Source organism: Streptomyces sp. NPDC096323 (assembly GCF_040302845.1).
In the GTDB taxonomy this organism is placed as follows: Bacteria; Actinomycetota; Actinomycetes; order Streptomycetales; family Streptomycetaceae; genus Streptomyces.
Genome location: NZ_JBEOSI010000009.1, coordinates 192,004 through 211,831 on the forward strand (window position 1 = coordinate 192,004; position 19,828 = coordinate 211,831).

Genomic DNA, 19,828 nt, shown 5'->3' on the forward strand with positions numbered 1-19,828 from the left:
GCTCCGGGTGACATCGAGCGGGGCCGCAGGGACGACGGAAGCCCGTACTCCCCAGTAGGAGTACGGGCTTCCGCTTGCCGGCCCCCGCCCGCTGCGGCGATTACGCAGCGTCAACGCCCGCGGGTGCGCGGCGCGTTCCCGTTCGCGGCTCGTCGGCGTGGGTGCGGCGCGTTCCCGCCGCGGCTGGTCGGCGGGGACGCGGTACGTTCCCGCCGCGGCTGGTCGGCGGGGTGCGGATCAGCCGACCAGGCCGTCGGCCAGCTCCTCGCTGAGCGTGGATTCCGTGCCCGGGATGCCGAGGTCCTGGGCCCGCTTGTCGGCCATCGCGAGCAGCCGGCGGATCCGGCCCGCGACGGCGTCCTTGGTCAGCGGCGGGTCGGCGAGGGCGCCGAGCTCCTCCAGGGAGGCCTGCTTGTGCTCCATGCGCAGCCGGCCGGCCGCAGCGAGGTGCTCGGGGACCTCCTCGCCGAGGATCTCCAGCGCGCGTCCCACCCGGGCGCCCGCGGCGACCGCCGCGCGGGCGGACCGGCGGAGGTTCGCGTCGTCGAAGTTGGCGAGCCGGTTGGCGGTGGCGCGGACCTCGCGCCGCATCCGCCGCTCCTCCCAGGCCAGCACCGACTCGTGGGCGCCCAGCCGGGTGAGCAGGGCGCCGATCGCGTCGCCGTCGCGGACGACGACCCGGTCCACGCCGCGCACCTCACGGGCCTTCGCCGCGATGGAGAGCCTGCGGGCGGCGCCGACCAGCGCGAGCGCGGCCTCCGGGCCCGGGCAGGTCACCTCCAGGGAGGAGGAGCGGCCCGGCTCGGTGAGCGAGCCGTGGGCGAGGAAGGCCCCGCGCCAGGCGGCCTCCGCATCGCAGGTGGCCCCCGAGACCACCTGCGGGGGAAGTCCGCGGATGGGGCGGCCGCGGCCGTCGACCAGACCGGTCTGCCGGGCCAGCTGGTCGCCGCCCGCCACCACCCGCACGACATAACGGGAGCCGCGCCGCAGCCCGCCGGGAGCCATCACGATCAGCTCCGAGCTGTGCCCGAAGATCTCGAGGATGTCGCGCTTCAGCCGGCGCGCCGCCATCGCGGTGTCCAGCTCCGCCTCGATCACAATCCGGCCGCTCACCAGGTGCAGCCCACCCGCGAACCGAAGAATCGCCGAGACTTCTGCCTTCCTGCAGCAGGTCCGGGTGACGGGAAGCCGAGAGATTTCGTCCTTCACCGCTGGCGTCATCGCCATGGGCCGATCCTTCCATGCATCCGAAAAATACGGTCGTACGCGGCGGCCAACAGCTCCGGATCATGAATCGGATCGCCGTCGGGTGAGGCCACGGGCGCCAGCTCGACCGCGGCGCCGAGCCGTTTTGCGGCGTCGGCGAGGGACTCGCGGTCGGGCACGGCGGCCTCGTCGGCCAGCACCACGTCCAGGGCGAGTTTAGGGGCGTGTCGTCCCAAAACCTCCAAATGACGCTGCGGAGAGAAGCCATCTGTTTCGCCGGGTTGCGGTGCGAGGTTCAGCGAGAGGACCTTCCGGGCCTTCGTTTCGATCAGTGCGTCCAGCAGATCGGGCACGAGGAGATGCGGAATGACCGAGGAGAACCATGACCCCGGTCCGAGCACCACCCAGTCCGCGTCCAGGACCGCGGCGACCGCCTCGGGGACGGCCGGCGGGTCGTGCGGGACCACGTGCACGGACTGGACCTCGCCCGGGGTGAGCGCCACGGTGGCCTGGCCGCGGACCGTGTCCACCTCCTCGGGGCGCTCCGGGTCGTGCCCCTTCACGAGTGCCTGGAGCTCCAGCGGCACGGCGGACATGGGCAGCACCCGGCCGTGCGCGCCGAGGAGCTTGCCGACCAGGTCCAGGGCCTGTACGTGGTCGCCGAGCTGCTCCCACAGGGCGACGATCAGCAGATTGCCCACCGCGTGCTCGTGCAGGTCGCCCTTGGACTGGAAGCGGTGCTGGATGACCTGGGCCCAGGTCTGGCCCCAGTCGTCGTCGCCACACAGGGCGGCCAGCGCCTTGCGCAGGTCGCCGGGCGGCAGGACGCCCAGCTCCTCGCGGAGCCGGCCGCTGGATCCGCCGTCGTCGGCGACGGTGACCACGGCGGTCAGGTCGCCGGTGATCCGGCGCAGCGCGGTGAGCGAGGCGGACAGCCCCATGCCGCCGCCGAGTGCCACGACCTTGGGCTGCGCGCCGCGCTTTCGGCCCGACAGTGGGGTGCCTCTGCGCAGTCTGCGCAGACGCATGTTGCGACTGGTCACTCGCGCCCCATGTCCCGGTGCACGAGCACGGTCTCGATTCCCTCGGTGGCGAGCCGGGCGGCCAGCTTCTCCGACATGGCCACGGAACGGTGCTTGCCGCCCGTGCAGCCGACGGCGATGGTCACGTAGCGCTTGCCCTCGCGGCGGTAGCCCGCGGCCACCAGCTGGAGCAGCTCCGTGTACTGGTTGAGGAACTCCTTGGCGCCCGGCTGGTCGAAGACGTACGCGGACACCTCCTCGTTCAGGCCGGTGAAGGGGCGAAGCTCGGGGACCCAGTGCGGGTTGGGGAGGAAGCGGCAGTCCACCACCAGGTCGGCGTCGACCGGCAGCCCGTACTTGAAGCCGAAGGACATCACGGTGGCGCGGAGCTCCGGCTCCTCGTCGCCCGCGAACTGAGCGTCCATCTTGGCGCGCAGTTCGTGCACGTTGAGGCTGGAGGTGTCGATCACCAGGTCGGCGTCGCCGCGCAGCTCGCGCAGCAGGTCGCGCTCGGCGGCGATCCCGTCGACGATGCGGCCGTCGCCCTGGAGGGGGTGCGGGCGGCGGACCGACTCGAAGCGGCGGACCAGTGCGTCGTCGGAGGACTCCAGGAAGACGATCCGCCGGGTGACGCCCTTGGCCTCCAGGTCGGCGAGGGACTCCCGCAGGTTGTCGAAGAAGCGGCGGCCCCGGACGTCGACGACGACGGCGATCCGCGCCACGTTGCCCTGCGAGCGGGCGCCGAGCTCCACCATGGTGGGGATCAGCGCGGGCGGCAGGTTGTCGACGACGAACCAGCCGAGGTCCTCCAGACACTTGGCCGCCGTGCTCCGGCCGGCGCCGGACATTCCGGAGATGATCACCAGCTCCGGGATGGCCACCGAGCTGTCGCCCGTCTCGATCGAGGTGCCCGTACTCACGTGTGCCGCTCCGTCTGCTCGGTCTGTGCGGTCGTCCCCGGGCCGCTCTGTGCGGTCGTGCCCGTGTTCATTGCCGGTCATGTCGTGCTGCCCCCGTCGTCGTCTTCAATGATCTCTCCTGTCGCCGTGTTCACGGCGGGCGCGGCCGGGGCGGACGCGGCGAGGGCGACAGCCACTGATTCCGCCGTCCTGCGGCCTATCCCCGGAACCTCGCAGATCTCGTCGATTGTCGCCTGTTTCAGCTTCTTGACGGAGCCGAAATGCTTGATCAGCGCCTGTTTCCGGGTGTCTCCGAGACCGGCGATCGCGTCCAGGGGGCTGGAACGGATGCGCTTGGCCCGTTTGGCGCGCTGGTAGGTGATGGCGAAGCGGTGCGCCTCGTCGCGGACGCGCTGGAGGAGGTAGAGGCCCTCGCTGGAGCGGGGCAGGACGACCGGATCGTCGTCGTCGGGCAGCCAGACCTCTTCCAGGCGCTTGGCCAGGCCGCAGACGGCGATGTCGTCGATCCCCAGCTCGTCCAGGGCTCGCTTGGCCGCGGCGACCTGGGGCTGCCCGCCGTCGACCACCAGGAGCTGCGGCGGGTAGGCGAACCGCTTGGGCCGGCCGTCGTCCTCACGGGGCTCGGCGGGTTCGGCGGGTGCGGCCGGTGCGGGTTCGGCGGGTGCGGCCCGTGCGGGTTCGGCGGGTGCGGCCCGTGCGGGTTCGGCGGACTCCGCCGGTGCGTCGGCCGGGACGGGGCCGGTGGCGGCCGGGCCCTCCTCCCACTCCCCGGTGCGCTCCTTGTCCGCCAGGTAGCGCCGGAAGCGCCGGCTGATCACCTCGTGCATCGAGCGGACGTCGTCCTGTCCCTCGAAGCCCTTGATCTGGAAGCGGCGGTACTCCCCCTTGCGGGCCAGTCCGTCCTCGAAGACCACCATCGAGGCCACCACGTCCTCGCCCTGGAGGTGGGAGATGTCGAAGCACTCGATGCGCAGCGGGGCCGTGTCGAGACCGAGCGCCTCGGCGATCTCCTCCAGGGCCCGGGAGCGGGTCGTCAGGTCGGAGGCACGCTTGGTCTTGTGCAGTCCGAGGGCCTGCTGGGCGTTGCGCTGGACCGTGGCCATCAGGTCCTTCTTGTCGCCGCGCTGCGGGATACGCAGGCTGACCTGGGCGCCCCGGCGGCCGGCCAGCCACTGGGAGACCGCCTCGGGGTCCTCGGGAAGGGCAGGGACGAGGACCTCCTTGGGGACGGAGTCGCCGGTCTCCTCCCCGTACAGCTGCTGGAGGGCGTGCTCGACGAGGCCCGAGGTGTCGACGTTCTCCACCTTGTCGGTGACCCAGCCCCGCTGGCCGCGCACCCGGCCGCCGCGCACGTGGAAGATCTGGACGGCGGCCTCCAGCTCGTCCTCCGCGACCGCGATCAGGTCGGCGTCGGTGGCGTCGGCGAGCACGACGGCGCTCTTCTCCATCGCGCGCTTGAGCGCCTCCACGTCGTCGCGCAGGCGCGCCGCGCGCTCGTACTCCATCTCCTCGGCCGCCGCCGTCATGTCCTTCTCGAGGCGGCGGATGTACGTGCCCGTGCGACCGGCCATGAAGTCGCAGAAGTCGTCCGCCAGTTCGCGGTGCTCCTCGGGGGTGACCCGGCCGACGCAGGGGGCCGAGCACTTGCCGATGTAGCCGAGGAGGCACGGGCGGCCGGTCCTGGCGGCGTTCTTGAAGACGCCGGCGGAGCAGGTGCGCACCGGGAAGACCCGGAGCATCAGGTCGACCGTCTCGCGGATCGCCCAGGCGTGACCGTACGGACCGAAGTAGCGCACGCCCTTCTTCTTGGCGCCGCGCATCACCTGGACGCGGGGGAATTCCTCGTTCAGCGTGACCGCGAGGTACGGGTAGCTCTTGTCGTCGCGGTACTTGACGTTGAACCGGGGGTCGAACTCCTTGATCCAGGAGTACTCGAGCTGGAGCGCCTCGACCTCCGTCGAGACGACGGTCCACTCCACGGACGCGGCGGTCGTGACCATCGTGCGCGTGCGCGGATGGAGGCCGGACAGGTCCTGGAAGTAGTTGGCCAGGCGCTGGCGCAGGCTCTTCGCCTTCCCGACGTAGATCACCCGGCGGTGTTCGTCGCGGAATTTGTAGACCCCCGGGGAGTCGGGGATCTGTCCCGGCTTGGGGCGGTAGCTGGAGGGGTCTGCCATGTCTCCCACCCTACTGGCGGGCAGTGACAGCACGGCATGCTCATCGGGTGGCGCCGCGCTCCGGGACACGGGGTGGGGGCACGTGTCCCGGAGCGCGGGGTCAGCGGGCCCGGACGGGCCCCTCGGTCACCGCGTCCCTCGCCGGCGGTCGCGGTTCCGCAGGACGGTGACGCCGCAGAGGGCGAGTACGGCGACGGCGCCCGCGGCCGCCGCCGCGGAGGTCGCTGTCAGGGCGGTGTCCGCGGAGGCAGCCGAGGGAGCGTCCGCTGCGATGGCGGGCGCCTGGGCGGATGGTCCGTAGCCGCCGGCCCGGCCCGCGCGGGCGTAGCCGGAACCGGGGAGCTTGTCCGCGTAGGCGGCGCGTACCCGGGTGCGGTAGGCGGCCAGGGTGGTGCCGCCCGCGCCGACCGCGCGGACGGCATCCGCGTCCAGCGGCAGTACCCGGCCGCCCTTCTGGACGTACCAGGCGTCGATCTGGGGCTCCCGGAAGACGATGCCGCCGGGCAGCTTGCGGACGCCGGCGGCCGCGTACCGGGTCTCGTCGTCGCCGGTGGCGATGTTCACCACCTGCCAGTTCCCGTCGGCCCCCGGCTCGGGGAGCGTCCAGAGGGATGCCTTCTGCCCGTCCGAGGAGACCGCCGTGCTGGCCAGGTACTCCAGTGCGGCGACGGGTGCCCCGGGCTCTCCGGCGACGAAGTGCGCGGACAGGGTGCGTACGGGCACGGCCGCGCCCTCGATCCGGGGTGCGGCCGCCTTCGCGGTGACGGCGCCCTCGCGGGCGAAGAACCGGGACAGCGTGTCGAGGGTGGTGGCCTCGGTGGCCGCCTCGTGGGCGGCCGCCAGGGCCGCCGGGGTGGCGGAGGGCCCGGTGGCGGCGGCGGCCTGCGGGGCGACGGTGAGCACGGCGGCGCCGGCCAGCACGGCTCCGGCGGCGAGGGCGGCGGCCAGGGCACGCGCGGGACGGGCGCCGGGACTGGTGGAGGTCATGCCGTCACGCCCCTATCCGGTAGAGCGAGTGGGTCCAGGAGAACTCGCTGTTGTTCACGTACCAGGCGTGCGAGGCCCAGTTGTAGCGGTTGCTGGAGGGCCAGGGATCGCCCCAGTAGACCCAGCTGTTCGCGTCGTCGTACCCGTACAGCACATGCATGTGGCCACCGCCCGACGACCACTGAATGCGGGTCTCCACCGGCCGTCCGGCGGCGATCTCGGTCTGCACGGTCGGGTAACGCAGCCAGCCGGTGACGTACGAACCCGGGTTGATGCCGGCCCAGTACAGACCGTCCTGGACGTTGCCGAGCGAGGCCTGCGAGTTGGGGCACTCGTAGCCCTGGGCGCGGCCGAAGGCGGCGTTGCAGAACTGGTTCTGGGTGTAGTTCCGGCCGAACCAGGTGGCGATGGTGTTGCCGGAGGCGGCCCAGCACCAGTTCGTCTTCTGCTGCGCCTGCATGCTGATGTTCAGCCGCTGGGCGGCGGCGAGGGTGCCCGTCGTGCCCGTCGTCGCGGAGGCGGCGTGGTGCTGTTCGGTGGCGGTGGCGGTGGCGGTGGCGGGGGCCGTGGGTGCGGCGAGCAGCACGGCGGCGAGTACCGCTGTCACCGACATCCGCAGGGGCCGGATTCTTCGGTTGCGCATGGCGTTCCTCCCGGGGAGGGGGGTGGGGGATCCGAGGAGCGCGTCCGGACGCTGCCGAGGAGCATCAACCGTTGTCGGGAACGGGTCAACACGCTTCAATGCGGGGGAACATCGCGGTGTGAACGGCGGTGGCGGGTGTGTGAACGCCCTCCCCCGGCCACCTGCGGCCCCACACCCGTCGGCGCGGCCCGGCCGTCGTCCGTCGTGAACGTTCACCTGGAGGACCCATGCAGCACACCGAGGCCGAACTGGCGCAGGTGCTGCACACCGGCCCGTTCCATCTGGCGCTGCGCACCGCACTGTCGGTACGCGGACTGCCGCTCCAGCGGGTGCAGCACCATCTGGCGCACCGCGGGGTCAAGGTCGGTGTGACCAGTCTCAGCTACTGGCAGCAGGGCGCCCGCCGTCCGCAGCGGCCGGAGTCCCTCCGGGCCGTGAAGGCGCTGGAGGAGGTGCTGGGGCTGCCGGAGAACTCGCTGCTCGGGCTGCTGGGCCCCGGTGAGTCCCGCACGGACACGGACCGCCCACCGGCCCGCTCGTACCGGTCCCTGGTCGAGGCGTCCGGCGCGGTGGAGCGGCTGCTCGCGGCGATGGAGTCACCCGCGGACGGCGGGCTGCACACAGTGGGGCACCAGGAGCGGGTACGGATCGGGCCCGGCCGCCGGATGCAGTACCGGAGCTCGCAGCACGTCGTGCGCTCCCACCGCGACGGCGTCGACCGCTATCTCGCCGTGTACCGCGGAGACCCGGGCTGCGATCCGGCACGGGTACGGGTGAGCGCCCGGGAGAACTGCCGGACGGGCCGGGTCCGCTGGGACGCGGAGACGGGGGTGCTGGTCGCGGAGCTGCTCTTCGACACGCGGCTGCGGGCGGGTGAGACGTACCTCTTCGGCTACGGCTTCGAGGACGGTACGGGAGGGCCGTGCGGCGAGTACGTCCGCGGCTTCACCTTCGGCGGCGGGCAGTACGTGCTGCAGGTCCGGTTCGACGAGGAGGCGCTGCCGGTACGGTGCCGGCGGTTCGCGCAGGTCTCGGCGGGGGCGCCGCGCGGGGCCCGGACCGACCTCACGCTCACCGGCCGGCACCGGACCGTGCATCTGGTGGAACAGGGGGTGCGGCCCGGCCTGGTCGGCATCGACTGGGACTGGGAGTGAACCGGGCGCCTATGGACGCGGCGCCGGTGAACCGGGTCAGGCGTCGGGGCCCGCGATCAGCTTGCCGCCCTCGACCCTGACCGGGACGGAGGGCAGCGGGACGGTCGCGGGGCCGTGCACGGCCTTGCCGGTCGTGGTGTCGAAGAGGCTGCCGTGGCAGGGGCAGTGGCCCTCGTTCTTCTCGACCTTGTCCAGCAGGCAGCCGGCATGGGTGCACTGGGCGCTGAACGCCTTGAACTGCCCCTTGGCCGGGCAGCTGACGATGACGCGCTGCTCGCGGTAGAGCTTGGACTCACCGACCGGGATCTCGTCGGGGGCGCCGAGCTCGACGGGTGCGGTGGGGGTCGGCGTCTGGGCGTGCCCGAGCTTCGAGTCGGTCGAGCAGGCCGCCACTCCCAGCCCGGCGACGCCCGCGAGAGCGGCGCCCTTCAACACGGTGCGGCGGGCGGCGGGCTGGCCGGACATGCGGTCTCCACGGGTCGGGGGGCAGGGATGTCTCAGAGGCGTCAGGGCTGCGCGGGGTGCCAGGGACGGCAGAGGCAGCGGTGACGTATCCGACGATACCGGCGGAGTCGGACGCCCCCGCGCGCGGGCCGGTCGCACGCCATCGCGCCTGGTCAGCCTGGTCAGGACGGGAGGGGACACGATCGGACAGGACGGGGCGCGACCGGACGCGACGAGGCGGCGGGCTCCCGGCGCGACGAGGCGGCGGCCCCCCGGAGGGGACCGCCGCCTCTCACCGTGTGCTCCTGCCGTCAGGCCTTGGGCGCGCGGGCCGCCTTCTTGGCCGCGGGCTTCTTCGCCGCCGCCGTTCCGGTGGCCTTCGTGGCGGTCTTCGCCGTCGCCGTCTTCCGCGCGGGGGCGGATTTCGCGGCGACCGCGGTCTTCTTGGCCGCCGTCTTCCGCGCCGGCTTGCGGGCCGCGGGCACGGCGGCCTCGCTCACCCGGTCGGCGTCCAGGATGCCCTGGAGGAACTTCCCGGTGTGGCTGGCGGGGACGCCTGCCACGTACTCCGGCGTGCCCTCGGCGATGACCAGGCCGCCGCCGTTGCCCCCTTCGGGGCCCATGTCGATGACCCAGTCGGCGGTCTTGATGACATCGAGGTTGTGCTCGATGACGATCACCGAGTTGCCCTTGTCGACCAGACCGGAGAGCACCTTGATGAGCTTGGAGATGTCCTCGAAGTGCAGACCGGTGGTCGGCTCGTCCAGGACGTAGACCGTGCGCCCCGTGGAGCGCTTCTGGAGCTCGCTGGCCAGCTTCACGCGCTGGGCCTCACCGCCGGAGAGCGTAGGCGCGGACTGGCCGAGCCTGACGTATCCCAGACCGACCTCGTTGAGCGTCCGCAGGTGGCGCGCGATGGTCGGGACGGCCTCGAAGAATTCCAGGCCCTCCTCGATCGGCATGTCCAGCACCTCGGCGATGGACTTGCCCTTGTAGTGGACCTCCAGGGTCTCCCGGTTGTAGCGAGCTCCGTGGCAGACCTCGCACGGGACGTACACGTCCGGCAGGAAGTTCATCTCGATCTTGATCGTGCCGTCGCCGGAGCAGTTCTCGCAGCGGCCGCCCTTGACGTTGAAGGAGAACCGGCCCGGCAGATAGCCGCGGACCTTGGCCTCCATCGTCTCCGCGAACAGTCGGCGGACGTGGTCGAAGACACCGGTGTACGTGGCCGGGTTGGACCGGGGCGTACGGCCGATGGGCGACTGGTCGACGTGCACCACCTTGTCGACGAGGTCGTCCCCGTCGACCCGGGTGTGCCGGCCGGGCACCGACTTGGCGCCGTTCAGCTCACGGGCCAGGTGGGTGTAGAGGATGTCGTTGACCAGCGTCGACTTCCCGGAGCCGGAGACACCGGTCACGGCGGTCAGGACGCCGAGGGGGAAGGAGACGTCGATGTCCTGGAGGTTGTTCTCCCGGGCGCCGTGGACCGTGAGCAGACGCGCCGGGTCGACGGGACGCCGGATCTCCGGCATCTCGATCGACCTCTTGCCGGTCAGATACTGACCGGTGATCGACTTGTCGTTGGCCAGCAGTTCCTTGAGCGATCCGGAGTGGACCACCTTGCCGCCGTGCTCGCCGGCGCCGGGGCCGATGTCGACGACCCAGTCGGCCACCTTGATGGTGTCCTCGTCGTGCTCGACGACGATGAGCGTGTTGCCCATGTCGCGGAGCCGGACCAGCGTCTCGATCAGCCGGTGGTTGTCGCGCTGGTGCAGCCCGATGGACGGCTCGTCCAGTACGTACAGCACGCCGACCAGGCCGGAGCCGATCTGGGTGGCGAGCCGGATGCGCTGGGCCTCGCCGCCGGACAGGGTGCCCGCCGCGCGGTTCAGCGACAGATAGTCGAGGCCGACGTCGACCAGGAACCTCAGCCGCTCGTTGACCTCCTTGAGGACCCGCTCGGCGATCTTCTTGTCGCGGGCGTTCAGCTTCAGCCGGCCGAGGAACTCGGCGCACTCGCTGATCGACATCGCGGCGACCTGGGCGATGGACTTCTCCATCACCGTGACCGCGAGGACGATCGGCTTCAGCCGGGTGCCCTCACAGGTCGGGCAGGGCACCTCGCGCATGTAGCCCTCGAAGCGCTCCCTGCTGGAGTCGCTCTCGGCCTCGGTGTGCCGGCGCTTGACGAACTGCACCGCGCCTTCGAAGGAGGGCGTGGTGTAGGCGCGCTCGCGCCCGTACCGGTTGCGGTAGCGGACCTCGGTCTGGATCTTGTGGCCGAAGAGCAGGGCCTTCTTGGCGCGCTGCGGCAGCCCGGCCCAGGGGATGTCGGTACGGAATCCGAGGGCTTCGGCCAGGGCGTTGATCTGGCGGCCGAAGTACTCCTTGGTGTGGCCGTGCGACCAGGGGTGGATCGCGCCCTCGTCGAGGGACTTGTCCTCGTCCGGGACGATCAGCTCCGGGTCGACCTCCATGCGCGTACCGATACCCGTGCAGTCGGGGCAGGCGCCGAAGGGCGAGTTGAAGGAGAAGGAGCGCGGCTCCAGCTCCTCGAAGGAGAGGTCGTCGTAGGGGCAGTAGAGGTGCTCGGAGAACATCCGCTCACGCTCGGGGTCGTCCTCGGGGAGGTCGACGAAGTCGAGCACGACCATGCCGCCGGAGAGGCCCAGCGCGGTCTCGACCGAGTCGGTCAGCCGGCGCTTGGCGCTGTCCTTGACCGTGAGGCGGTCGATGACCACCTCGATGGTGTGCTTCTCCTGCTTCTTGAGCGTGGGCGGCTCGGAGAGCTGGATGGTCGCCCCGTCGACCCTGGCCCTGCTGTACCCCTTGGTCTGCAGGTCGGCGAAGAGGTCGACGAACTCGCCCTTGCGCTCGCGCACCAGCGGCGAGAGCACCTGGAAGCGGCTGCCCTCGGGCAGGCCGAGGACCTTGTCCACGATGGCCTGCGGCGACTGGCGCGAGATCGGACGGTGGCACTCCGGGCAGTGCGGCTTGCCGATCCTGGCGAAGAGCAGCCGGAGGTAGTCGTAGACCTCGGTGATCGTGCCGACCGTCGAGCGCGGGTTGCGCGAGGTCGACTTCTGGTCGATGGAGACGGCGGGCGACAGGCCCTCGATGAAGTCGACGTCCGGCTTGTCCATCTGGCCGAGGAACTGCCGGGCGTACGAGGAGAGGGACTCCACGTAACGCCGCTGGCCCTCGGCGAAGATCGTGTCGAACGCGAGCGACGACTTGCCCGACCCGGAGAGCCCGGTGAAGACGATGAGGGAGTCGCGGGGGAGGTCGAGCGAGACGTTCTTGAGGTTGTGCTCGCGAGCGCCACGGACGATGAGACGGTCGGTCACGCCGGTCCGCACCTTTCTGGAGGGAAGCGGGGGAACTGAGCCCCTGCCCCAGGGTATGGGGGGTGCCACAGCGGTGTACGAAGCTTTCGACTCCGAGCGTATAGCACGCGCATTCGATTTACGGACGGCCGAGAACTCCTTCACCCGAATGAGTGGCGGGGCTAGGCTCAGCCCCATGACTGATCATGCGCACGACCTGGCCGCATTGCGGGAAGCGACCGACCGACTGCTCAGCGCCACGGAGAAACTGGACGACGCGGCACTCGCCGAACCGTCGCGGCTCCCCGGCTGGAGCCGTGGTCATGTGGTCGCGCACCTCTGTCGTAACGCCGACGCACTGGTAAACGTTCTCCAAGGCCGTCCGATGTACGCAGACAGCGAAACCCGCGACCGCGAAATCGAGCGTGACGCGCCCCGGCCGCAGCCGGAGCAGCTCGCCGACCTCGCCGCAAGCGCGGGCCGCTTCATGGACGCCGCCGCGGCACCGGCCGACTGGTCACGCACCGTCGCGCTGCGCAACGGGGTGACGGACTCGGCCTCCCGGATCCCCTTCCGCCGGCGCATCGAGGTCGAGCTGCACCACGTCGACCTGGGTATCGGCTACGAGCTGGAGGACCTGCCGGACGACTTCATCGCCTGCGAGATCGACTTCCTGGCCGAGCGCTTCGCCGGGCATCCCGCGGTCGTGGCCGACGACACGGGCCGGAAGTGGACGACCGGTGGCGGCGCGGAGGGCGGGTCCGTGGTGGTCCGCGGCACGGCTCCCGAGCTGCTCGGATGGCTCAGCGGGCGGCGTGACGGCTCCGCCCTGGCCGTCGAAGGCGGAACCCTTCCCGCCCTGCCCCCGCTATAGGCTGAGAGGCATGACGTACAGCGGAGCGGTCAAGGTCGGCGGGCCTGCGGACGTGCACGAGCTGACGGACCTGATGATCTCCAAGGTCGCCGTCGGCGGGATGAACAACAACGCCTATCTGCTGCGCTGCCGGGCCACCGGCGAGCAGCTCCTGATCGACGCGGCCGCCGAGCCCGGGACACTGCTGCGGCTGATCGGTGACGACTCGATCGCCTCGGTCGTCACCACGCACCGCCACGGCGACCACTGGCAGGCGCTCGGCGAGGTGGTGGCGGCCACCGGGGCGCGCACGTACGCCGGACGCTTCGACGCCGAGGGGATCCCGGTCGCGACGGATGTGCTCGTCGAGGACGGCGACACGATCCGGGTGGGGCGGGTCGCCCTGACCGCGCGGCATCTGACCGGCCACACCCCGGGCTCCATCGCGCTCGTGTACGACGACCCGCACGGCGCTCCGCACCTGTTCACCGGGGACTGCCTCTTCCCGGGCGGGGTCGGCAACACCTTCGGTGATTCCGAGGCGTTCGTGACTCTGCTGCACGACGTGGAGACCAAGCTCTTCGGCACGCTGCCCGACGAGACCTGGGTCTACCCGGGCCACGGGCACGACACCACGCTGGGCGACGAGCGACCGCGGCTGCCCGAATGGCGGACACGGGGCTGGTGAGCGCACGGGGCCGGAGACGTGGCAGGGCGGTGCGGGTGCGCGGTCCGCGCACCCGCACCGCCCGCCCCGGCTCAGGCGTCTATGCCGACGCCCTTGTCCACGGGGTCCACGGGGTCCCCGGACTTCCCCGCCCGGGCCGCGGCGTCCGCCTCGGCCTGCTTCTTGTTGGCGACCAGGCTGGTGATCGTCGTGATCACGAGCACCCCGCAGATGACGCCCAGCGAGACCGGGATGGAGATCTCGGGGACGTGCACCCCGGACTCGTGCAGCGCGTGCAGCACGAGCTTGATGCCGATGAAGCCGAGGATGACCGACAGCCCGTAGCTGAGGTGGACCAGCTTCTTGAGCAGGCCGCCGATCAGGAAGTACAGCTGCCGCAGTCCCATCAGCGCGAAGGCGTTGGCGGTGAACACGATGTACGGGTCCTGGGTCAGGCCGAAGATCGCGGGGATGGAGTCCAGCGCGAACAGCACATCGGTGGTGCCGATGGCGAGCATGACGACCATTAGCGGCGTCAGGACGCGCTTGCCGTTGTTGCGGATGAATAGCTTCGTGCCGTGGTAGCGGTCGGCGACGCCGAAGCGGCGCTCGATGTTCTTGAGGAGGCGGTTCTCCTCGAACTCCTCTTCCTCCTCGTCGGCCCGCGCCTCCTGGATCAGCTTCCAGGCGGTGTAGATCAGGAACGCGCCGAAGATGTAGAAGACCCACGAGAAGTTGGCGATGACCGCGGCGCCGGCGGCGATGAAGATCGCCCTCAGCACCAGGGCGATCAGCACGCCGATGAGCAGCACCCGCTGCTGGAGGTGGGAGGGCACCGAGAACTTCGCCATGATCAGCACGAAGACGAAGAGATTGTCGACGCTGAGCGATTTCTCGGTGATGAAGCCGGCGAAGAACTCGCCCGAGGCCTGGCTCTCGCCGAACACGAGCAGGCCGAGCCCGAAGAGGGCGGCCAGCGCGATCCAGACGATCGTCCAGATTCCGGCTTCCTTGGTCGACACGTCATGGGGCTTGCGCCCGATGAAGAAGTCGACGGCGATGAGGGCGCTCAGACCAAGAATGGTCAGCGCCCAGAGGGTCCATGAAACGTCCACTGCGCCTCCGGCAGTTCGCTACGGCTACTGATCAGCGTCGTCGCTGCCGGAGGTCTCTTCCACCCGGGTGCGCGGGATTGCGCGCCTGGGCCGGCGCCCCGGGACCGGTCACAGTCCGTACTGACGGGCACGCCGCGATCGGGAGTACTCCCCTCCGCCCAAAGAACAGTACAGGAATCACCAAGGAAAGGTAAAGAGAAGGGTAAAGGGGTGCCAAAACGCCAGGTGGGGGATCGATCTCGCGGGACCGGCCGAGCGGGTGAGTCAGCGGTGACCGGTGCGGCGCGCGGCGGCCACCCGCTCCAGCACCTGTTCCAGCACGCGGCTGCCGGGCGGGGTGGCGGGCGGCTCGTACGTCCAGGCGTGCCCGACCCAGGGGTCCGCCAGATGGTCGTCGGCGACCGGCGTGACGCGGAGCAGGGACCGCCACAGCGGGTCGAGCACCGGGCCGTACGCCGAGGCGTCCTCCCGGTCCGCGACCATCATGAGATGCACCCCCACGGAGGGCCCCTCGTCGGCGAGATAGCGCAGTTGCGTGACGGCACGGTCGTCGAAGCCGTGCGGGAAGTCGTTGACGATCAGCAACTGCTCGGCCGGGTCCAGGTCGGACGGCAGCGCGTCGGAGGCTCCCGCCCTGATCGCCATCTGCACGAGGTCGACCCGCCGGGTGAGGCGGGCGAGGACCGAGGACACTCCCCCCGGCCCGGACGCGGGCGGGCTCGCGAGGACCCCGGCACCGACCAGCGGGGCCAGCGCCGCGGCGCCGGAGCCGGCCGGGTCGATGACATGGACGGAGAACTCGTTGGGCGGGTAGACGGCGAGCATCCGCGCCGCGTGCAGGACGGCGCTGTCCATGGCCAGCCGGCGCAGCTGGTCCGAACCGGTCAGGGCGGCGGCCTCGGACGCCGTGCGCCCGCTGTCGATCCACATGCCGCGCTCCAGCGGCAGCCGGACGAGGAGCGGGATGCTCACCCCGGCGCTCTCGGGCAGATGCAGGTCACCGATCCGCAGCGCCATGGGGATCTCCATCGGGACCCGGTAGCCGTGCCAGACGGGGTTGTCCCAGCCGGCGTACGCGGCGGGGAGCGCGGGTTCCACCACGGCGGCCTCGGCGGCGAGCTGGGCGAGGTCGCGGTCCAGCGCCTCGCGGGCGCGGCCGGCCAGCTCGTCGCGCTTGGCGCGGGCCTGCTCACGGGCGCGGTCACCCGCGCCTCCGATCCGGCTGCGCGGATCGGACAGGGTGCGCTCCAGCTCCTGGTCCATCCGGGACTCGGCGAAGTCGACGGCGCTGCGGTACGCGGCCGTGGCCCGGGCCAGGTCCTCGAACATGCCCCAGACCTGGTTGTAGAGGCGCTCCTCCATCGACCAGCCGGTCGCGTCCCCGGCCACGGGGGTCGCGGGCCGGCCGGGCTGGGCCGGGGGCGCCGTCGGCGGGGGCGGCGGGGGTGCGGTCGCCTCGCGGCGAGGGTGCGCGTAGTCGATGGGACCTCCCGCCGAGGGCATGGCGGGGGCGACCGGCGTGGTGGGGGCGCAGGACGGCTCGTCCAGGGGGCCGCCGGGCTGCGGGGTGGCCTGGGGCCTGCCCCCGCCCTGGGGCGACGCGGGGCCCCCGGCGTGCCTGACCCGGCCGCCCTCCGGGGCACGGGGCGGGGGCGGGGCCACCGAGCGGGCCAGACCGCGGGCGACCGCCTCCTGGATCGACCTCGCCAGTTCGGCCGCGCCGGTCACGCCCTGGTCGGCGAGCATCGCGGCCAGCCCGTCGGCGTAGCCCTGGCCGACCGCTCGGACCTTCCAAGCCCCCTGCCTGCGGTAGAGCTCCAGGGCGGTCACCGCCGACTCGGTGTCCAGACCGGTCAGGGTGAAGGTGGCGATCTCCGCGCCGTCGAGCCCGGTCACCGCGACGAAGGGCGAGGCGACGGCCCCGAACCGGGTCGGACCGCCCGCCTGCAGCGGCAGCGCCAGCAGCACCGTGACCCGGTGCACCGCCTCGGCCAGGGCGTCGAGGTCGACCGCGAGCCGGTGCTCGGCCGCGGCCTGCCTGGAGACCTCGAGTCCCGGCAGCTGCGGGGAGCCGGGGTGGGCGATCCACTCCACCCCGTGCACCGTGCCGTGCTCGTCCCCCAGCGTGGCACCGGCCACGACAGGTGTGCCGGCCGAAACCCGGATCTCCAGACGGGTCTGGGGCAACGTGTGGTTCTGCCCCCGGACCAGCTCGGCCGTCATTGCCCTGTCCCCTCGACGAGTTACTACTGCGCGCTGCGGTGTCGTGCGGTCGTTCATGGCGCCGTGCCGTGCGGCGCGTTCCGGCGCCGGTCCGATGCCGCTGCCGGCGCCGGGCTGGTGCTGCGATGCGGGCAGCTCCCGGCGGACGATGCCGCCGGGAGCTGCGCGTCGTGATGCGGGCCCTGTGGGTCCGGTACCGCCTACAGGTGCGGCAGGATCGCCGGCATGAGGTCCTGGAAGGTGCGGCCGTTGGCCGGGGTGCCGATGGCGGTCATCTGCCACCCGCTCCCCGCACGGTGCACCTTCGCCATGATCTGGGCGGTGTACTGCCCGCCGCCGTCCAGCGTGTAGCGGGCGAGCTCCTGGCCGTTGGTCTCGTCCACGATGCGACAGAAGGCGTTCTGCACCTCCTGGAACGTCTGGCCGGTGAAGGAGTTCACCGTGAAGACGATCTGGTCGATGTGGACCGGCACTCGCTGGAGGTCGACCAGGATCGCCTCGTCGTCGCCGCCCGAGCCGGCGCCGCCGACCAGGTTGTCCCCGGTGTGCTTGACCGAGCCGTCGTCACTGACGAGGTGCCGGAAGAACACGACGTCGACCGGCTGCTTGTCGGCGAACAGGACCGCCGAGGCGTCCAGGTCGATCTCCCGGGTGCGTGAGCCGAACAGACCGCGGCGCGGAGCCGCCTGCCAGCCGAGCCCCATCCGTACCGCGGTCAGGGTCCCCCCGTCGCTCTTCTGCAGGCTGATGGCCTGACCCTTGGTCATATTGACCGTCACGCGCTGTCCCCTCTCCGCTGTCCCCGCAACCGTCCTTGCGCGGTTTTCCAGCACCCTACGCATTCCCACCACGGACGCAGCCGCCGAGGGCCGTTTTGTGTCGGTCTTGCAACACACCGCGCGCAGCAGGGTCAGGACAGACCCGCCTCCCGCATCTGGCGCAACTCCTTCTTCAACTCCCCCACCTCGTCACGCAGTCGCGCGGCCACCTCGAACTGCAGGTCGGCGGCGGCGGCCCGCATCCGGTCGGTCATCTCCTCGATGATCCCGGCGAGCTCGGCGGCCGGGCGGTCGGTGACCGCCGCCTTGTCCCCGCCGGCCTTCCCCTTCGAGGCACCGGCCTTGATGCCCAGGGTGGGCACGGGCGCCTTGGTCCCCTTGGCCTGGCGGTAGCCGGTGCCGAGCAGCTGCTCGGTGTCGACCTCCTCGCGGGCGATGGAGGCGACGATGTCGTTGATCTTCTTGCGCAGCGGCTGTGGGTCGACCCCGCGCTCGGTGTTGTACGCGATCTGCTTCTCACGGCGGCGGTTGGTCTCGTCGATGGCCTGCGCCATCGCCGGGGTGATCTTGTCCGCGTACATATGGACCTGACCCGACACATTGCGAGCCGCGCGTCCGACGGTCTGGATCAGCGAGGTCGCCGAGCGCAGGAAGCCCTGCTTGTCGGCGTCGAGGATGGCCACGAGCGACACCTCGGGCAGGTCGAGGCCCTCGCGCAGGAGGTTGATCCCGACCAGGACGTCGTACTCCCCCGAGCGCAGCTCCCGCAGCAGTTCGATACGGCGCAGGGTGTCGACGTCGCTGTGGAGGTAGCGAACCTGGATGCCCAGCTCCAGGAAGTAGTCGGTGAGGTCCTCCGACATCTTCTTCGTGAGGGTGGTGACCAGGACCCGCTCGTCCTTCTCGGTGCGCTTGCGGATCTCGTGCACCAGGTCGTCGATCTGGCCCTCGGTGGGCTTGACGACGATCTCCGGGTCGACGAGGCCGGTGGGCCGGATGATCTGCTCCACGAAGCCGTCGCCCCGGGAGAGCTCGTACTTGCCGGGGGTGGCGGAGAGGTAGACCGTCTGGTTGATCCGCCCGAGGAACTCCTCCCACTTCAGCGGCCGGTTGTCCAGCGCCGAGGGCAGCCGGAAACCGTGGTCGACGAGGGTCCGCTTGCGGGAGGCGTCGCCCTCGTACATCGCGCCGATCTGCGGCACCGTCACGTGCGACTCGTCCAGGACGAGCAGGAAGTCCTCGGGGAAGTAGTCGAGGAGGGTGTGGGGGGCGGTGCCGGGGTCACGGTCGTCGAAGTGCATCGAGTAGTTCTCGACGCCGGAACACGTGCCGATCTGGCGGAGCATCTCGATGTCGTACGTCGTACGCATGCGCAGCCGCTGGGCCTCCAGCATCTTGCCCTGCTTCTCCAGCTCGGCCAGGCGCTGCTCCAGCTCCCGCTCGATCCGGCCGACCGCCTTCTCCATGCGCTCGGGGCCCGCGACGTAGTGGCTGGCGGGGAAGACGTGGAGCGAACGGTCCTCGCTGATGATCTCGCCGGTGAGCGGGTGGAGGGTGGAGAGCGCCTCGATCTCGTCGCCGAACATCTCGATGCGGACGGCGAGCTCCTCGTAGACCGGGAAGATCTCGATGGTGTCGCCGCGGACCCTGAAGGTGCCCCGGGTGAAAGCCAGGTCGTTGCGGGTGTACTGCATCTCGACGAAGCGGCGCAGCAACTGGTCGCGGTCCGTCTCGTCGCCCACCTTGAGCTGGACCATCCGGTCCACGTACTCCTGCGGCGTACCGAGGCCGTAGATGCAGGACACGGAGGCGACCACGACGACGTCCCGCCGGGTGAGCAGCGAATTCGTGGCGGAGTGGCGGAGCCGCTCGACCTCCTCGTTGATCGAGGAGTCCTTCTCGATGTAGGTGTCCGACTGCGGGACGTACGCCTCGGGCTGGTAGTAGTCGTAGTAGGAGACGAAGTACTCGACCGCGTTGTTCGGCAGGAGCTCGCGGAACTCGTTGGCCAGCTGGGCGGCGAGGGTCTTGTTCGGCGCCATCACGAGGGTGGGGCGCTGGAGCTTCTCGATCATCCAGGCGGTGGTCGCGGATTTACCGGTGCCGGTCGCGCCGAGGAGGACCACGTCCTTCTCACCTGCCCGGACGCGCCGCTCCAGGTCGGCGATGGCCGCGGGCTGGTCGCCACTGGGCTGGTAGGGACTGACGACCTCGAAAGGCGCCACCGAGCGTTCGATCTTCGAAACGGGCCGCATGAAACCACCGTACGACCCCGCACTGACAACGGGGCCGGACCGGCGCCCGCGGCGGCC

The 19,828-nt window shown here is 71.1% G+C and carries 15 protein-coding genes; 3 read left to right on the forward strand and 12 right to left on the reverse strand.

Annotation, left to right across the window (positions count from 1 at the left end):
* Window positions 1-237: 237 nt before the first annotated feature.
* The 6 genes from whiA to ABTX18_RS25255 form a co-directional block, all read right to left on the reverse strand.
* A complete protein-coding gene (gene whiA / locus ABTX18_RS25230) occupies window positions 238-1,227 on the reverse strand; it encodes a DNA-binding protein WhiA (RefSeq protein WP_030919772.1) in 990 nt (329 codons plus the stop codon).
* Window positions 1,218-2,249 (reverse strand): gluconeogenesis factor YvcK family protein, encoded by a 1,032-nt coding sequence (locus ABTX18_RS25235; RefSeq protein ID WP_352125017.1) that lies wholly within the window; start codon window positions 2,247-2,249, stop codon window positions 1,218-1,220. The genes whiA and ABTX18_RS25235 overlap by 10 nt, the downstream gene beginning before the upstream one ends.
* Window positions 2,246-3,229 carry an RNase adapter RapZ gene (gene rapZ, locus ABTX18_RS25240; RefSeq protein WP_352125018.1) on the reverse strand — a complete coding sequence of 328 codons (984 nt, stop codon included), beginning with the start codon at window positions 3,227-3,229 and terminating at the stop codon, window positions 2,246-2,248. Before rapZ ends, ABTX18_RS25235 begins: the two co-directional genes overlap by 4 nt.
* The gene (gene uvrC, locus ABTX18_RS25245; protein WP_352125019.1) at window positions 3,226-5,325 is read right to left on the reverse strand and encodes an excinuclease ABC subunit UvrC; all 2,100 of its coding nucleotides are present in this window, start codon (window positions 5,323-5,325) and stop codon (window positions 3,226-3,228) included. The genes rapZ and uvrC overlap by 4 nt, the downstream gene beginning before the upstream one ends.
* A 126-nt stretch (window positions 5,326-5,451) precedes the next feature.
* Window positions 5,452-6,312 carry a hypothetical protein gene (locus tag ABTX18_RS25250; protein ID WP_352125020.1) on the reverse strand — a complete coding sequence of 287 codons (861 nt, stop codon included), beginning with the start codon at window positions 6,310-6,312 and terminating at the stop codon, window positions 5,452-5,454.
* Window positions 6,313-6,316: 4 nt separating this feature from the next.
* Window positions 6,317-6,955 carry a papain-like cysteine protease family protein gene (locus ABTX18_RS25255; RefSeq protein WP_352125021.1) on the reverse strand — a complete coding sequence of 213 codons (639 nt, stop codon included), beginning with the start codon at window positions 6,953-6,955 and terminating at the stop codon, window positions 6,317-6,319.
* A 227-nt stretch (window positions 6,956-7,182) separates the two neighbouring features.
* On the opposite strand from ABTX18_RS25255, the gene ABTX18_RS25260 reads away from it, so the two are divergent.
* Window positions 7,183-8,109: a hypothetical protein gene (locus ABTX18_RS25260; protein ID WP_352125022.1), complete on the forward strand. Its 927-nt coding sequence runs from the start codon at window positions 7,183-7,185 to the stop codon at window positions 8,107-8,109.
* Window positions 8,110-8,145: 36 nt separating this feature from the next.
* Here the strand turns inward: ABTX18_RS25260 and ABTX18_RS25265 are convergent, their stop codons facing one another.
* Window positions 8,146-8,574, reverse strand: coding sequence for a Rieske (2Fe-2S) protein (locus ABTX18_RS25265; RefSeq protein ID WP_352125023.1), 429 nt, complete (start codon window positions 8,572-8,574; stop codon window positions 8,146-8,148).
* Between the two features lie 290 nt (window positions 8,575-8,864).
* The gene (uvrA, locus tag ABTX18_RS25270) at window positions 8,865-11,900 is read right to left on the reverse strand and encodes an excinuclease ABC subunit UvrA (protein ID WP_352125024.1); all 3,036 of its coding nucleotides are present in this window, start codon (window positions 11,898-11,900) and stop codon (window positions 8,865-8,867) included.
* 175 nt (window positions 11,901-12,075) lie between these two features.
* On the opposite strand from uvrA, the gene ABTX18_RS25275 reads away from it, so the two are divergent.
* Both ABTX18_RS25275 and ABTX18_RS25280 read left to right on the forward strand, forming a co-directional pair.
* A complete protein-coding gene (locus ABTX18_RS25275; RefSeq protein WP_352125025.1) occupies window positions 12,076-12,753 on the forward strand; it encodes a maleylpyruvate isomerase family mycothiol-dependent enzyme in 678 nt (225 codons plus the stop codon).
* 10 nt (window positions 12,754-12,763) lie between these two features.
* Window positions 12,764-13,420 carry an MBL fold metallo-hydrolase gene (locus tag ABTX18_RS25280; RefSeq protein WP_352125026.1) on the forward strand — a complete coding sequence of 219 codons (657 nt, stop codon included), beginning with the start codon at window positions 12,764-12,766 and terminating at the stop codon, window positions 13,418-13,420.
* Between the two features lie 71 nt (window positions 13,421-13,491).
* On the opposite strand, the gene ABTX18_RS25285 is transcribed toward ABTX18_RS25280, so the two are convergent.
* From ABTX18_RS25285 to uvrB, 4 genes are all read right to left on the reverse strand, one after another.
* Window positions 13,492-14,514: a TerC family protein gene (locus ABTX18_RS25285; RefSeq protein ID WP_352125027.1), complete on the reverse strand. Its 1,023-nt coding sequence runs from the start codon at window positions 14,512-14,514 to the stop codon at window positions 13,492-13,494.
* Window positions 14,515-14,778: 264 nt separating this feature from the next.
* Window positions 14,779-16,737 carry a TerD family protein gene (locus ABTX18_RS25290; RefSeq protein ID WP_352125028.1) on the reverse strand — a complete coding sequence of 653 codons (1,959 nt, stop codon included), beginning with the start codon at window positions 16,735-16,737 and terminating at the stop codon, window positions 14,779-14,781.
* 200 nt (window positions 16,738-16,937) lie between these two features.
* On the reverse strand, window positions 16,938-17,516 hold the full coding sequence (locus tag ABTX18_RS25295) for a TerD family protein (RefSeq protein WP_352125029.1): 579 nt from the start codon (window positions 17,514-17,516) through the stop codon (window positions 16,938-16,940).
* A gap of 131 nt (window positions 17,517-17,647) precedes the next feature.
* A complete protein-coding gene (gene uvrB / locus ABTX18_RS25300) occupies window positions 17,648-19,771 on the reverse strand; it encodes an excinuclease ABC subunit UvrB (RefSeq protein ID WP_352125030.1) in 2,124 nt (707 codons plus the stop codon).
* Window positions 19,772-19,828 lie beyond the last annotated feature (57 nt).